The organism is Paenibacillus suaedae (genome assembly GCF_032337355.1).
GTDB lineage: Bacteria > Bacillota > Bacilli > Paenibacillales > Paenibacillaceae > Paenibacillus_B > Paenibacillus_B suaedae.
Genome location: NZ_JAVYAA010000001.1, coordinates 999,447 through 1,013,948 on the forward strand (window position 1 = coordinate 999,447; position 14,502 = coordinate 1,013,948).

Genomic DNA, 14,502 nt, shown 5'->3' on the forward strand with positions numbered 1-14,502 from the left:
AATACATTACAACACAACACATGGGAATCAATCAAAAGGAGTGGATTGTCTTGAAAAAATGGGGAAAACAAATCATGATGCTCACGCTCGTAGCAGCGTTGACAGTAGTATTGGCTGCTTGTGGAGGCAAGAAGGATGATGCTTCTGCAAATCAAGGAAACAACGCGGCAACAACGGAAACGAACAATTCGGCGAAGGAAACGACTAGCCCTGAGAAGTTGACAGGCACGATCGAAATAGATGGATCCAGCACAGTATATCCAATCGCAGAAGCGATTGCAGAAGAGTTCGGCAAAGAGAACGGCGAAGTACGCGTATCGGTTGGTACAGCAGGTACAGGCGGCGGTTTCAAACGCTTCATTAATAGTGAGACAGCAATCAGCAACGCTTCTCGTCCAATCAAAGAAAAAGAAGCAGCTGCTGCAAAAGAAAAAGGGATCGACTACTTGGAATTGTCTGTGGCCTATGATGGCTTGTCCATCGTAGTGAATAAGGACAACACTTGGGTGGATCACATTACAACAGATGAACTGAAGAAAATCTATGAGCCTAACTCGAAAGTAAAAACATGGGCTGACGTTCGTGCAGGATGGCCAGCAGAAGATATTAAAATCTATTCGCCGGATACAAACCACGGCACATTCGACTACTTCACTGAAGAAATCAACGGCAAAGCACAAGAGAGCCGCAATGACAAGCAAATCACATTCAGTGCCGATACGAATGCTATCGTGCAAGGGGTATCTGGTGATAAGAACGCTATGGGCTACTTCGGATTCTCTTACTACGAAGAGAACCAAGACAAGCTGAAGCTAATACCAGTTGACGGCGGCAAAGGCGCAATCGCTCCTTCTGAAGAGACAATTAAAGATGGAAGTTATGCACCACTGTCCCGCCCGCTCTTCATCTATGTGAACAAGAAGAAGCTGGAGCAGCCAGAAGTGAAAGCATTCGTTGATTACTATATGAAAAATGTAGGCAACATCGCGAAGGAAGTCGGATACGTTGCACTTCCACAAGAAAAATACGATGAGCAAATGAACTTGTTGAAATAAGAGAAGTACTGACTTCGGCTTCGGTTATAGTCAGCATCATACTAGCAGTGAAATGTGATGTCTCTCCAAAAACAGATGTTTGAGGCATCACATTTTCACGAAGTCAATGTTAACGAATTGTAAAAGAACGCAAAGAGAGGTTAGGGCTATGCAGGGTAATCTCCCGCAGCGAGAGACGACGATATCATTCAAAAATGGCAAAGTACATGTAACCGATAAAATTGTTCCGATTTTATTATTTCTATGTGCCGCTTTGTCTGTAGCGACAACCATCGGGATTGTTTACACGCTCTTTTCTGAAACGTTCTCTTTCTTGAAGCAAGTCAAGATTACAGAATTCTTGTTCGGTACAACGTGGAGCCCGCTCATATCACCGAAGTCCTTCGGCATCCTGCCGCTGCTAGGTGGTACGTTAATGATTACGGTTATTGCTTGTCTGGTTGCGATACCGATTGGACTTGCAAGTGCAATCTACTTGAGCGAATATGCACCTACTCGTGTTCGCAAAATTGTGAAGCCGATTCTTGAAGTATTGGCTGGTATCCCAACGATTGTCTACGGTTATTTTGCTCTGACCTTCGTTACGCCATTATTGAAATTTATTTTCCCATCGACGGGAATGTTCAATGCGTTAAGCGCAGGTCTTGTTGTCGGGATTATGATTATTCCGATGGTCTCTTCCTTGTCTGAGGATGCGATGTCGGCAGTACCGCGCAGCTTGCGAAATGGGGCATATGCACTCGGGGCAACAAGATTTGAGGTTGCGTTGAAAATTGTGGTTCCAGCAGCTTTCTCGGGTATCGTATCATCCGCTGTACTTGCCTTCTCGCGCGCAATTGGCGAGACGATGATTGTAACGATTGCTGCAGGTGCAACACCGCATTTGACCTGGAATCCGCTGGAGAGCATCCAGACGATGACGGCTTATATTGTACAGGTCAGCATGGGAGATACACCGCATGGATCCATTGAGTATGGAACGATCTTTGCTGTTGGTATGACCTTGTTCGTGATTACGTTCCTGCTTAATATTTTGGCGCTGTGGGTGGCAAGACGCTTCAGGGAGGAGTACTAAGCTAATGAGTATGTTTCAAGATGCAAACCGCAAACAGATTGGTACCCGCCGGAAGGTAGACCTTGTGCTTCATATCCTGTTCCTAGTGGCAACTTCTATCGGTATTATTGCGCTAATGGCCTTGCTGATTCAGATAATGATGGATGGATTGTCTCGATTGAACCTTGATCTATTTACGAATTACCCTTCGCGAATGGCTGCGAAGGCTGGGATGAAATCAGCAATTGTCGGTTCCATTTACATGGTGCTTATTATGGCTCCTATCTCGTTCGTCCTCGGCGTAGGAGCGGCGATCTATCTTGAGGAATACGCGAAGAAGAATAGGCTAACACGGTTAATTCAACTGAATATTAGTACGTTGGCCGGGGTTCCATCCATTGTGTACGGGATATTGGGATTAACAATTTTCGTACGCGGATTGGCTCTGGAACGCAGCTTGCTCTCCGGAGCGCTTACGATGACGCTGCTCGTGCTGCCGATTATTATCGTGTCTGCACAGGAAGCCATCCGTGCAGTACCTAGGGCGCGCCGGGATGCTTCATTCGCTCTCGGTGCAACGAAATGGCAGACGGTATCCCGTTCTGTGCTTCCGTCTTCGATTTCCAGTATTATGACAGGCGTTATCTTGGCATTGTCCCGGGCAATCGGGGAGACAGCACCGCTCGTTATGATTGGGGCATTGACTTTCGTTGCGTTTCTGCCAGAGAGCATTATGGATCAGTTTACCGTTATGCCGATTCAAATCTTCAACTGGGTATCTAGACCGCAACTTGCATTCCATGAACTGGCTGCAGCAGGCATCATCGTGCTTCTGGCGCTGCTTATCATTATGAATATCTCAGCAGTTATTCTACGCAATAAATATCAGAAACATATTTAAGGAGACGATAGTATGAGCACAGCGACTGCCTTACAGACGTTAATCGACATTAAGAACTTAAACTTGTACTACGGTACGTATCATGCCTTGAAAAATGTCACTATGACGATTCCGGAGAAGGCAGTCACTGCGTTCATCGGGCCGTCCGGCTGCGGGAAATCCACGTTGCTTCGTACATTGAACCGCATGAACGACATGATCATAGGCACGCGTATTGAAGGCACAGTTGCGATTGGCGGGACAGATATCTACAGCAACGAAGTTGATGTGGAAACACTTCGCAAAAAAGTAGGTATGGTATTCCAGCAGCCGAACCCATTTCCGAAGTCGATTTATGACAACATTGCTTACGGCCCGCGTCTTCATGGCATTCGCAGCAAAGCGAAGCTGGATGAGATTGTTGAGCAGAGCTTGAAGCAAGCTGTGCTGTGGGATGAAGTAAAGGACTACTTGAAGCGCTCTGCCTTCGGCTTGTCTGGTGGTCAGCAGCAGCGTCTCTGTATCGCGCGCGCATTGGCAGTCAACCCTGACATTCTGCTGATGGACGAGGCAACTTCGGCCTTGGATCCAATCTCTACGCTGAAGATTGAAGAGCTTGTTCAAGAGCTGAAGCATAAGTACACGATTGTTATGGTTACGCACAATATGCATCAAGCTGCTCGTGTATCGGATCAGACGGTGTTCTTCTTGAACGGAGAAGTCGTTGAATTCGATAATACGGAGAAATTGTTCTCGAATCCTACTGATAAGCGGACAGAGGATTACATTACAGGTCGCTTCGGCTAAATTTGATAAGAAGGATAAGGAGTGTAGCTGCAAATGATCAAGCGGAGAGAGTTCGACTTGGCCTTAGAAGAACTAAGTACATTGCTTGAAGAGATGGGGACGCGAGTAGAGCGTGCCTTGTCGGAATCAATTGAAGCGTTGAAAAATATGGATGTCGAGCGTGCCAAGCGGATCATTTCCGAGGATGTTGAGCTGAATCGCATTGAGGAGAAAATTATCGATCTGGGATCGAAGTTGATTTTGACACAGCAGCCTGTTGCGAAGGATTTGCGCCGCATTCTCGTTTCCTTCCGCATCTCCAATGATCTGGAGCGGATGGGAGATCTGTCGATTGACGTAGCGAAGGTTGTGCTGCGCATGGAAGGCCAGACGCTCATGAAGCCGTTGATCGACTTGCCTCGCATGGCGGAGACGGTACAGCTCATGATCAGGGAGTCGATTCAAGCTTACATTAAGGAAGACGTGAATCTTGCTTACAAAATGGCGAAGGACGATGACCTCGTCGACCAGTTGTACAGCCAGATCTTCCGAGAGCTGTTGACGTACGTTGTGGAGAATCCGCAAAATGCATCTCAGGCGATGCTGCTTACCTTCGTCGGACGCTACATCGAACGGATTGCCGACCATGCGACTAACATCGGTGAGGCGGTCGTCTATCTTGTGACGAACCAACGCCCTGATCTGAATAATTAATCTTACGGAATCATTGATGAATATGTCATCTTATTCTCCATCCTCCAACCGACCGCGGATCACCCGGTCGGTTATTTTTTTCCCATAATATCATCATTTTCTTTTCTAGTACTGGCTATGCTATCATGAAGGTAGAGAATGGATTGAGGTGCATGAATCAATGGATAAATGGATCATTATTGACGGCAACAATATTATTTACCGCGCTTTCTTTGCAATGCCTCCTCTGACGAATGCTCAAGGATTACATACAAATGCTGTATACGGATTCACAACGATGCTTCTTCGCGTTATTGAAGAAGAGAAGCCGACCCACTTGCTGGTTGCATTTGATGCTGGCAAGGAGACATTCCGACATGGAGATTACAAGGACTATAAGGGCGGTCGGGAGAAGACGCCTTCTGAGCTGTCAGAGCAGTTCCCTGTCTTGAAGCAGCTCCTTGATGCGCTTGGTGTTCCTCATTTCGAGATGAGCGGATACGAGGCGGATGATATTATCGGTACCTTGACTCGCGAAGCGAATGAGCAAGGAATTGAGATGGCGGTTGTGAGCGGGGATAAGGACATGCTCCAGCTTGCTTCTGATCAGGTTACGATCCTGCTCACGCGCAAGGGTGTGACGGAGATTGAGAAATATACACCGGCAGCCTTGCAGGAGAAGTATGGCATTGAGCCATTACAAATTATTGATATGAAGGGCCTAATGGGCGATTCCTCGGACAATATTCCGGGTGTGCCCGGTATTGGAGAGAAGACGGCTCTTAAGCTGCTGCATCAATTCGGCAGCGTAGAGAGTGTGCTTGAGCATGTGGACGAGCTGAAGGGCAAGATGAAGGAGAACCTCATCAATCATGCTGAAGACGCACGCATGAGCAAGAAGCTTGCAACGATCTTCCGTGAGGTGCCGCTGGAGAAGAGCCATGAGGAGATGGCGTATCATGGCATTAAGGCGGACACGGCGATTCCGATGCTGCAGAAGCTCGAGTTCAAGTCGATTATTGAGCGTATGGAGAAGATCGGGCTGATCGAGGGCGGCACGGTTGCATCAGCACCTGCTGATGAAGAGCTGTCTGAGGATACATTGAACGTGCAGCTCGTGAATGGCGATTTCAGTGGGTTGAAGCAGATAATTGCTTCCGCGGATACAATCATCGTGGAAGCGCATGGAGACAATCCACATCAAGCAGAGCTTATTGGTGTGCTTATCGCGGAAGAGGAGTCCAACTGGTTCTTGACCCGTGAGGAGCTTCTATCTGACGAGGCACAGTTCGTGCGGGAATGGATTGCGGATCAAGGTAAGCAGAAGAGCGGCTACGATATGCATTATGCGGAATTGGTGCTGCATTGGACAGGCGTTCCCTATGATGGCTCCGCATTCGATGCCCAGCTTGCTTCCTATGTGCTCAACCCTGATGATGCGGCACTGTCCCTTCAAGCGATTGCGGAGAAGTACGGCTTGTCGTCTAGCCCGACGGATGAAGAAGTGTACGGGAAGGGCGCCAAGTTCAAGGTTCCTGAACTGGAGACCGTTGCGCTGCACGCTGCTCGCAAGGGCAAGCTTGTACGCCAGCTGAAGCCTGTGATGGAGCAATTGCTCCAGGAGCAGGAAATGAACCGGCTTTATTTTGAACTGGAGCTTCCATTGTCTCGCGTTCTGGCACAGATGGAGAAGACCGGGATTCAAGTCGATACAGATGCGCTGAATCAATTAGGTACGCAGTTTACGGAACAAATTGAGACGACAATGAAGCGTATTTACGAGCTCGCGGGTACGGAGTTTAATGTTGGATCGCCGAAGCAGCTCGGTGAGATCCTATTCGATAAGCTCGGACTTCCAGTCATCAAGAAGACGAAGACCGGATATTCCACAGATGCGGAAGTATTGGAGAAGCTGGAGCCTTACCACGAGATCATTCCACTGATTCTGCATTACCGTCAAATGACGAAGCTCCAATCGACGTATATTGAAGGATTACTGAAGGAAGTGCGCAAGGAAACGGGCAATGTCCACACTTATTTCCGCCAGACCATTACTGCGACTGGACGCTTAAGCAGCCAATACCCGAACCTGCAGAATATTCCTGTTCGGCTTGAGGAAGGACGCAAGATTCGTCAGGCGTTTGTTCCTTCGGAGAAGGGATGGCATATCGTTGCTGCCGACTACTCTCAGATTGAGCTTCGTGTATTGGCTCATATCTCGGGAGACGAGAAGCTGAAGGAAGCTTTCCTTCATGACATGGACATTCATACGAAGACCGCGATGGACGTATTCGGTGTGTCTCCTGAGCAGGTTGACGCCAACATGCGCCGTTCGGCGAAGGCGGTTAACTTCGGAATTGTATACGGGATTAGTGATTACGGACTGTCTCAGAACTTGAATATTACGCGCAAGGAAGCAGCACAGTTTATCGAGCAGTATTTTGCTGTATTCCAAGGTGTTAAGCAGTATATGGAAGACATCGTGAAGCTCGCTCGCCAAGACGGCTATGTGAAGACAATGCTGGAGCGCAGACGGTACTTGAAGGATATTCATGCTTCTAATTTCAATCTGCGTTCATTCGCAGAGCGGACGGCGATGAATACTCCAATTCAAGGAACAGCCGCAGATATTATTAAGCTCGCTATGGTTCAGATGGATGCTCGTATGCGCGAAGCGGGAATGAAGAGCCGCATGCTGCTGCAAGTACACGATGAATTGGTATTCGAGGTTCCGGATGAAGAGATGGAGACGATGTTGAAGCTTGTTCCTGAAGTAATGGAATCGGCTATTGAGCTCTGTGTTCCGCTGCGAGCAGATGTAAACAGCGGCGAGAATTGGTATGAAGCGAAGTAGAACGTAAGCCAAGCGGTGAGCGAGGATGATGTAATAACCGCCAAGCCTACATGAGAGCGGCTTTTTCGGTATAATGAAAATATCAAGAGGTGATTGGACATGCCGGAATTGCCGGAAGTAGAAACAGTCAAACAAACATTGAATACATTGGTCGCTGGAAAGCGGATTGAGCGGGTAACGGTTACGCTGCCTCGTATTATCCAGCGGCCGTCAGAAATAGAGCAATTTTGTGATGCATTGAAGGGTCACACGATCGAACGGGTTGAACGCAGGGGCAAGTTCTTGCGGATCCTGCTGGATGGGCTTGTTCTTGTATCCCATCTGCGTATGGAAGGACGCTACGGCGTATATGCTGCTAATGAGCCAGTTGAGAAGCATACGCATGTTATTTTCCATTTCGATGACGGTACCGAGCTGCGTTATAAGGATGTCCGCCAATTCGGCACGATGCATCTATTCGCAGCAGGAGAGGAATGGGAGCAGCCTCCTCTTCATAAGCTGGGAGTAGAGCCCTTGTCTCCTGAATTTACTGTCGAACGCTTCGCAGAAGCGATGAGAAGACGGCGCAGCTTTATTAAGCCAGTCCTGCTGAACCAGCACATCGTAGTAGGAATCGGAAATATTTATGTGGATGAAGCTCTGTTCAGAGCAGGCATTCACCCGAATCGTGCGGCAGATGAGCTTACGGATGAAGAGTACGCGCTTCTGCATCGCGCGATTATTGATACCCTTAAGGAAGCGGTTGAAGCTGGCGGCTCCTCTATCAAGTCATATGTGAATGGCCAAGGGGAAATGGGGATGTTCCAGCATCAGCTGCAAATGTATGGACGTCAAGGGCAACCTTGTGTTCAATGCGGCAGTATCATTGAGAAGACAGTAGTTGGCGGTCGGGGTACCCATTACTGCCCGGTATGCCAGCATCGTTCTCAGTAATGGAATCTAGGTAAGCTGAAAAGTTGAATAAGCACTCTTATCCACTCTTGCCCATATGATATGGTAAATCGGGATTCCTGAGCTGTGAGTTGTACGCTAGTCTGCACTTGCTCGGGAACTGCCTAGCGGGAGGGAACGGTAGTTGCTTATTCATACAGTGTCTTTGTTCATCCTGGCTTTTGCATTGAGTCTGGATAGCTTCGGTGTAGGAATGACCTACGGATTGCGCCGGCTCCGCATCCCTTGGACTTCAATTGCTGTCATTGCGTGCTGCTCTGGGCTGGTCATTCTACTGTCGATGCAAGTGGGCAACTTGCTTATTCAGTATGTATCTCCTGCTGTAGCTCAGTGGATAGGTTCACTTATTCTTGTCGGGATTGGCTGTTGGGCTATCCTGCAGCTGCTTCGCTCATCGCAAGATGAGGATGCTCGGTTGGATCAGATAGCAAGCAGTGAACATGCGGCAGCAGATCAGATGCATGTATCAGCAGTTGTTCAATCCTCTTCAGTTCCATCTATTCCGATGGGGGATGAGCCGCGGCAAGTGGTGCACATTCAATTGAAGAGTCTGGGCGTTGTCATTCAAATATTGAAGACTCCAAGCGCTGCGGACATGGATCGTTCAGGCACCATTAGTGCAGTAGAGGCTGCATGGCTTGGAGTCGCGTTGTCGTTGGATGCATTTGGAGCGGGTATAGGAGCTGCGCTGTTAGGCTATCCTGCACTCATGACCGCGATTGTTATCGCCTTATTCAGCGGCATATTTCTGCGATTCGGCATTCATATTGGGATTGCATTCGCAGGCGCGCGATGGATTGGGAAGCTGTCATTTGTGCCAGGCCTGATGCTAATTATAATGGGGATTATTAAGCTGCTGACGTAAGCGGCATTATTATAGAATGAGGTGAAGGCATGAACATCGGGTTAACCGGAGGCATCGCTTCCGGCAAGAGCACCGTCTCCCGATTACTAGTGGAGCGAGGCGCTCTGCTGGTTGATGCTGATAAGATTGCCAGGGAAGTCGTTCTCCCTGGCAGTCCCGTGTTGGAACAAATTGCGGTGCATTTCGGATCGGACATGCTGCTTGCGGACGGAACGCTCAATCGGAAGCGATTAGGGGAGGTTGTCTTTGCAGATGAGACAAGTCGCAAAGCGTTAGAAAGCATCACCCACCCGGCTATCCGGAAGGAAATCCAGCGTCAAATGCATCGATATGAGACGGACTATCCAGAACGTCTTGTTGTCGTTGATATTCCGCTCCTGTATGAGTCAGGTCTAAGCGAGATGTTCGATTCGATATTGGTAGTGTATGTTCCAAAAAGTGTTCAATTACAGCGTCTAATGGAACGGGACGGTTGGAGCGAGCGCGAAGCTGAACAGAGGCTGAATGCTCAGTGGAGTATGGAGAAAAAGCGAGAGCTGGCGGACATTATTATCGACAATAGCGGTTCGCTGGAAGATACGATCAAGCAGCTCGACCATTTCTGGTCGGAGAAAGGCTTGCCATGAATCGTATGATGAAAATGCTCCGCAAAAAGAGAGTGCTATTGATGTTGTTTTTGGGCATGCTGTTCTTGCTGTTCGTTCAGTCGCAATGGCTGGGGAGATGGATGTACCCGATAGCATATGAAGACGAGATCCGCAAATATGCAGCTCAATATGATGTAGATCCTCTGCTTGTGGCTGCTATCATTCGAGTGGAGACGAACTTCCAAGCGGGGCGCGAATCTCGCAAGGGAGCGATTGGAGTCATGCAGCTGATGCCGGAAACGGCCACATGGGCGATGGAGCAGTTGAAGATGAATAATCGTTGGTCTTTGGACGAATTGAAAAATACGGCCGACCCGAATATTCTTATTGGCACATGGTATCTAAAATCGCTGCATAAGCAATTCAATGAGAATTGGATAGCGGCGATCGCTGCTTACAACGCGGGTCCCGGCAATGTGAACAAATGGATTCGCAACAAAGTATGGGACGGCAGCTATGACACAGCCAAGCAGCAAATTCCATATGGGGAAACAAAGTTGTACGTACAGCGTGTTATCCATTATTATGATAAGTATAAAAACATCTATCCGAAAATGAAGTAGAATGAAGAAGAAGCATCGGACAAGCCGATACCGTTATCGCGCATGATGTCCGACGCTTCTTCCGTCATTATTTGTATTGACCTGCAAGAGATTGTTCAGCGATTTGGACAAGGCGCTTCGTGATGTAACCCCCGATAGAACCCGTGTCACGAGTTGCCATGTTGCCATAGTATCCGTCAGATGGGATGGCAATGCCCAACTCTTGTGCGATCTCGAACTTCATTTGTTCAAGAGCTGCAGTCGCTTGAGGTACGACCAAGTTGTTGCTGGAACGATTGTTTTGGCTCATTTGATTCACCTCCTTGCGGTTGGTAATTGTATTGTGTGCATTCTTTCAAAGATCATTACAGGTAACCACTGGTAACTTTTTAAAAAGTGAATTGTGATAAACATCAAGAGTAGAACGGAGGAACGAAAATGAAGTGTCCTTATTGTGACCACTTAGGAACAAAGGTACTTGATTCTCGTCCAGCGAACGACAATAAGTCTATTCGCCGCAGGCGGGAGTGCGAGCTGTGCAGCAGACGCTTTACTACATTCGAGATGGTGGAGGAGACTCCGCTCATCGTTATTAAGAAGGATGGAAGCAGGGAAGAGTTCAGTAGGGATAAGATGCTGCGCGGACTTATTCGTGCCTGTGAGAAGCGTCCCGTATCTGTGGAACGGCTGGAGATGATTGCTTCGGAGGTCGAGAAGCAGCTGCGCGATACCGCCCATGCGGAGGTAGACAGCCGTGTCATCGGTGATTTCGTCATGGAGCAGCTCTATCCAGTAGATGAAGTTGCTTATGTGCGGTTCGCATCGGTCTATCGTCAGTTCAAGGATATCAGCATGTTTATGAAGGAACTGAATCATCTTCTGTCGAAGAACGCCCTTGGCGAACACTCAGATAAATAGTTTAAACAAGCTCGGAAAACCCCTCAAGCAGTAAACTGTTTGAGGGGTTCTTTGTATTTTATCGAGCAATCAAGTGTGGATTGATGGATAGGTGCAGATCTACATTGCAGACGACTTTCCATCGTAGCGGGCATTTTCCCCGATTTGAGGAGCCAGAGCGCTATCTTGATATTGTTAGTGAGTTTTTCGTGCAAATAAAAACTCCCTCAAACATTTGAGGGAGAATAGACGTTAAAAAATAATTCTTCTACGGGTGTCAAGCAGCACGATAGCAAGGAGATCGAAGAGCACCAACGGCAAGATGAAAGGGAAAAATGAAGTGTGTACTTTTCCCGCATGCTTTACGGAGTTGACCTTTAAGTACACTCTCTTTTTATCTACTTTCACGATGGTGCCTGTATATACGTTACCGTTTTTGGCCTTTATCTTAACGAATTTTTTCAAGTACTTTACACTTTTGGAGTAATGAGGGGATAACGTCTTAGACGTGATCTTCTTAGGCGTGATTTTTTTAGGCATAGAAAGACCTCCTTTTCGCATAATAGCGGAACACACAATGTGCTTAGATATGTTATGCACGATGTACGAAAAGGGTGTCATAATGTGTCACAATTGTCCCTGATACCATTGTACGAACCCGAGTTTCCAGGATACGTAGTAGCATAATGCGATTCCGCCTAGCAGAAGGAAAAGCAAGATCCAATCCTTCCAGGTGACTCGAAGCTTCACATAATAAGTTCTTCCACGTCGGCCTGTGAATCCCTTCGATATCATGGCGGCAGCTACACGCTCCGACTTGCGAATAGCTGAAGCGAGCAGTGGAATCGCATAACGTTTCCATGCCCGCAGCTTGCTCTTCCAGCCGTGCTCCCGTTCTATGCCTCGCATGCGGTGCGCATCCTGTATGATGCGCAGTTCTTCCTTGAAGAAGGGGAGGAAGCGATAGCCTGCCAGAATGCCGTATGCCCATTTGGGCGGCAGCTTGCACTGCTGCATCAGGCTCAGCATGAATCGCACAGGATCTGTCGTCAAGATGAAGATGAGCGACAAGGCGGAGAAGATAAGCACTCTTAGTCCGAGTGAGATTGCCTGCTGGAACGTGGCCTCCGTAATGATGAACGACCCCCACTGCCATAGAATGGCACTTGAAGCGGGATCGGCAGAACGCGGGAAGACGAGGGCCGTCCACACGTAGCCGATGCCCATAATGAGGAAGGGGCAGAAGCTAAGCAGCCATTTACGCCATGATATGTTCCCCAATAGGAATGTAAATAGAACGATGTAGACAAGGGCTGCAAGCGGTGTAACCGGATCGAACGTCAACGACAGCATTATAACCGCTATAATGATCGCAAGCCCCTTAATGCTTGGATTCCAATCACGGAGTATCAGGATGATCTCCTCCTTCGATACCTGACGTCTGTGCAAGTAGGCGAGATGCCACCGCGAAGTTCATCGGCATACGCAGATGACACTTCTCCACGAGCTCAGGGTGCTCACTCCACAGCTTGGAAGGGCTGCCGTCAAACCGTATGCAACCTTCATCTAGCACAATAATTCGGTCGGCATAGGTCTGAACCCACTCCATATCATGCGTGATCATCAGGACAGTAGCGCCTGCTTGGGTTCGTGCTTGCAGGGTGTCCATCAGCTGCTTGGATGTATAAGCGTCTTGTCCATATGTCGGCTCATCGCATAACAATAGCTGTTGGCTGTCGGTAAGAACGGAAGCGACACTAAGTCTTCGCTTCTGTCCTTGGCTGATGGAGAAGGGATTGGCATTGGCAACCTTGTTCAAGCGGAAGCGTGTCAAGGCTTCTCCGACATGCTGCTGTACTTCTTCTTCGCTCAGAAGCTGCAAGCGCATCCCGAATGCAAGTTCATCGAACACGGTATCAGTAATGAACTGATGCTCTGGATTCTGGAATACATATCCGATGAAGGCTCTCAGCTCCCGCTCCGCATATCGATGAAGAGGCATGCCATTCAGAATGATTTGACCTTCATCCGGCTGTGTCAATCCAGACAAGAGGGAGGCGAGGGTAGACTTCCCAGCTCCGTTTGGGCCGACAAGTGCTACCCATTCCCCTGCATGCAGAGTAAGGGACACGTGATCAAGGATTACTCTTCCTTTACGCCGATAGACAAGGTCGTGCGCTTGCAGGACTTCCTCAGGCTTTCGTGGGGAATCGTTAGATTGAGCTGATGTTAGGATGCGCATTGCATCCTGCTGTACGCATTCAGGCAGCGACAGCAGCAGCTTCAAGAGATCTTCGTCTGTGAGTGCAGGGTCTGCGGCTGTGAGACGCTGACGAACGAACTGATCATCATAATTGCTGAAATCGCAAATATTGCTACTATCGTCATCGTTGTTGCTATCGCTACTGTTGCTGTGATTAAACCACTCACGGATGAATTGCTGCAGTTCCAGCGCTTGCGGAAGCCAGATACCGCGTGACTTGGCTTCAGCTGCATGATGCTTGAAGTAGGAGACAGGAAGACCGTCAAAGACGAGGGCTCCAGCCTCATCCATCACGAGCAGGCGATCCGTCATGCCGATCCAATCGTCCAATTGATGCTCAATGATAAGCAGAGCCATCCCTTCCTTGCGTGCCAGTTCTGAAATGAGTACAGCAAATTGATGTCTTGTACACGGATCGAGATTCGATGTAGGCTCATCCAACACAAGCATGTGCACGCGAAGGGCTAGAGCGCAGGCAAGAGCCAGCTTCTGTTTCATGCCTCCTGACAGCTCGTGGATATACGCATGTCGCCATCCGAGCAATCCTACCTTTTCTAATACCTCTTGAATCATGGATTCCATCTCAGTTCGAGGGCAATCCCGATTTTCTAGGCAAAAGGCTATTTCTTCTTCTACACGCAGCATACAGAACTGACTTTCGAAATCTTGAAATACAATTCCGATATGCTGGGCCGCTTCACCGGAATCGTACTGTTCGATTGGCTTGCCATACAGATGGACACTGCCTTCAACGAGACTGTCTATTGCATGTGGATACAGCCCGGTAAGGCAAAAGGCTAGCGAGCTCTTGCCGCAGCCGCTTGGGCCTAGCAGCAGAACGGTTTCCCCCTCATGCAGGGTGACATTGATGTTGGATAAGACAGGCTCGCCTTCGGTCTCGAAGGCGAGTGTCAGATCAGTGGCTTCCAGTGTAATAAGAGTTCCATGCTCGACGTCACGTTGTATATTCAATTGTGCTGGGTACTTGGGAATGAGAAGCGCTGGGCTTGCCATG

15 protein-coding genes are annotated in these 14,502 nt (G+C 48.5%); 11 read left to right on the forward strand and 4 right to left on the reverse strand.

Annotated features, from left to right (window positions below; genetic code table 11):
* The first annotated feature begins 50 nt into the window (after window positions 1-50).
* The 10 genes from RQP50_RS04395 to RQP50_RS04440 all read left to right on the forward strand — a co-directional run bounded on the left by RQP50_RS04395 (window position 51) and on the right by RQP50_RS04440 (window position 10,348).
* A complete protein-coding gene (locus RQP50_RS04395; RefSeq protein ID WP_028533816.1) occupies window positions 51-1,055 on the forward strand; it encodes a PstS family phosphate ABC transporter substrate-binding protein in 1,005 nt (334 codons plus the stop codon).
* A gap of 148 nt (window positions 1,056-1,203) precedes the next feature.
* Entirely contained in the window at window positions 1,204-2,130 is a 927-nt protein-coding gene (gene pstC, locus RQP50_RS04400) for a phosphate ABC transporter permease subunit PstC (protein WP_021252120.1), read from the forward strand.
* Window positions 2,131-2,134: 4 nt separating this feature from the next.
* Window positions 2,135-3,010, forward strand: coding sequence for a phosphate ABC transporter permease PstA (gene pstA / locus RQP50_RS04405; protein WP_028533817.1), 876 nt, complete (start codon window positions 2,135-2,137; stop codon window positions 3,008-3,010).
* Between the two features lie 12 nt (window positions 3,011-3,022).
* Window positions 3,023-3,796, forward strand: a complete 774-nt coding sequence (pstB, locus tag RQP50_RS04410; RefSeq protein WP_072731436.1) for a phosphate ABC transporter ATP-binding protein PstB — start codon at window positions 3,023-3,025, stop codon at window positions 3,794-3,796.
* Between the two features lie 33 nt (window positions 3,797-3,829).
* Window positions 3,830-4,489 carry a phosphate signaling complex protein PhoU gene (phoU, locus tag RQP50_RS04415; protein ID WP_072731434.1) on the forward strand — a complete coding sequence of 220 codons (660 nt, stop codon included), beginning with the start codon at window positions 3,830-3,832 and terminating at the stop codon, window positions 4,487-4,489.
* Between the two features lie 160 nt (window positions 4,490-4,649).
* A complete protein-coding gene (gene polA / locus RQP50_RS04420; protein WP_315743529.1) occupies window positions 4,650-7,322 on the forward strand; it encodes a DNA polymerase I in 2,673 nt (890 codons plus the stop codon).
* Window positions 7,323-7,421: 99 nt separating this feature from the next.
* The gene (mutM, locus tag RQP50_RS04425) at window positions 7,422-8,255 is read left to right on the forward strand and encodes a DNA-formamidopyrimidine glycosylase (protein WP_315743531.1); all 834 of its coding nucleotides are present in this window, start codon (window positions 7,422-7,424) and stop codon (window positions 8,253-8,255) included.
* Window positions 8,256-8,397: 142 nt separating this feature from the next.
* Entirely contained in the window at window positions 8,398-9,138 is a 741-nt protein-coding gene (locus tag RQP50_RS04430; protein WP_315743533.1) for an MntP/YtaF family protein, read from the forward strand.
* Window positions 9,139-9,167: 29 nt separating this feature from the next.
* Window positions 9,168-9,764 (forward strand): dephospho-CoA kinase, encoded by a 597-nt coding sequence (coaE, locus tag RQP50_RS04435; RefSeq protein WP_315743535.1) that lies wholly within the window; start codon window positions 9,168-9,170, stop codon window positions 9,762-9,764.
* Window positions 9,761-10,348: a lytic transglycosylase domain-containing protein gene (locus RQP50_RS04440; RefSeq protein ID WP_315743537.1), complete on the forward strand. Its 588-nt coding sequence runs from the start codon at window positions 9,761-9,763 to the stop codon at window positions 10,346-10,348. The genes coaE and RQP50_RS04440 overlap by 4 nt, the downstream gene beginning before the upstream one ends.
* 67 nt (window positions 10,349-10,415) lie before the next feature.
* On the opposite strand, the gene RQP50_RS04445 is transcribed toward RQP50_RS04440, so the two are convergent.
* Window positions 10,416-10,637 (reverse strand): alpha/beta-type small acid-soluble spore protein, encoded by a 222-nt coding sequence (locus RQP50_RS04445; protein WP_021252111.1) that lies wholly within the window; start codon window positions 10,635-10,637, stop codon window positions 10,416-10,418.
* Between the two features lie 128 nt (window positions 10,638-10,765).
* Here RQP50_RS04445 and nrdR point away from each other — a divergent pair, with 128 nt between their 5' ends.
* A complete protein-coding gene (gene nrdR, locus RQP50_RS04450) occupies window positions 10,766-11,245 on the forward strand; it encodes a transcriptional regulator NrdR (RefSeq protein ID WP_021252110.1) in 480 nt (159 codons plus the stop codon).
* 231 nt (window positions 11,246-11,476) lie between these two features.
* Here nrdR and RQP50_RS04455 read toward each other — a convergent pair whose 3' ends face one another.
* The 3 genes from RQP50_RS04455 to RQP50_RS04465 form a co-directional block, all read right to left on the reverse strand.
* Window positions 11,477-11,764 (reverse strand): hypothetical protein, encoded by a 288-nt coding sequence (locus RQP50_RS04455; RefSeq protein ID WP_072729812.1) that lies wholly within the window; start codon window positions 11,762-11,764, stop codon window positions 11,477-11,479.
* An 87-nt stretch (window positions 11,765-11,851) separates the two neighbouring features.
* The gene (locus RQP50_RS04460) at window positions 11,852-12,637 is read right to left on the reverse strand and encodes an energy-coupling factor transporter transmembrane component T family protein (RefSeq protein ID WP_394358361.1); all 786 of its coding nucleotides are present in this window, start codon (window positions 12,635-12,637) and stop codon (window positions 11,852-11,854) included.
* Window positions 12,624-14,501, reverse strand: coding sequence for an ABC transporter ATP-binding protein (locus RQP50_RS04465; protein ID WP_315743545.1), 1,878 nt, complete (start codon window positions 14,499-14,501; stop codon window positions 12,624-12,626). The genes RQP50_RS04460 and RQP50_RS04465 overlap by 14 nt, the downstream gene beginning before the upstream one ends.
* Window position 14,502 lies beyond the last annotated feature (1 nt).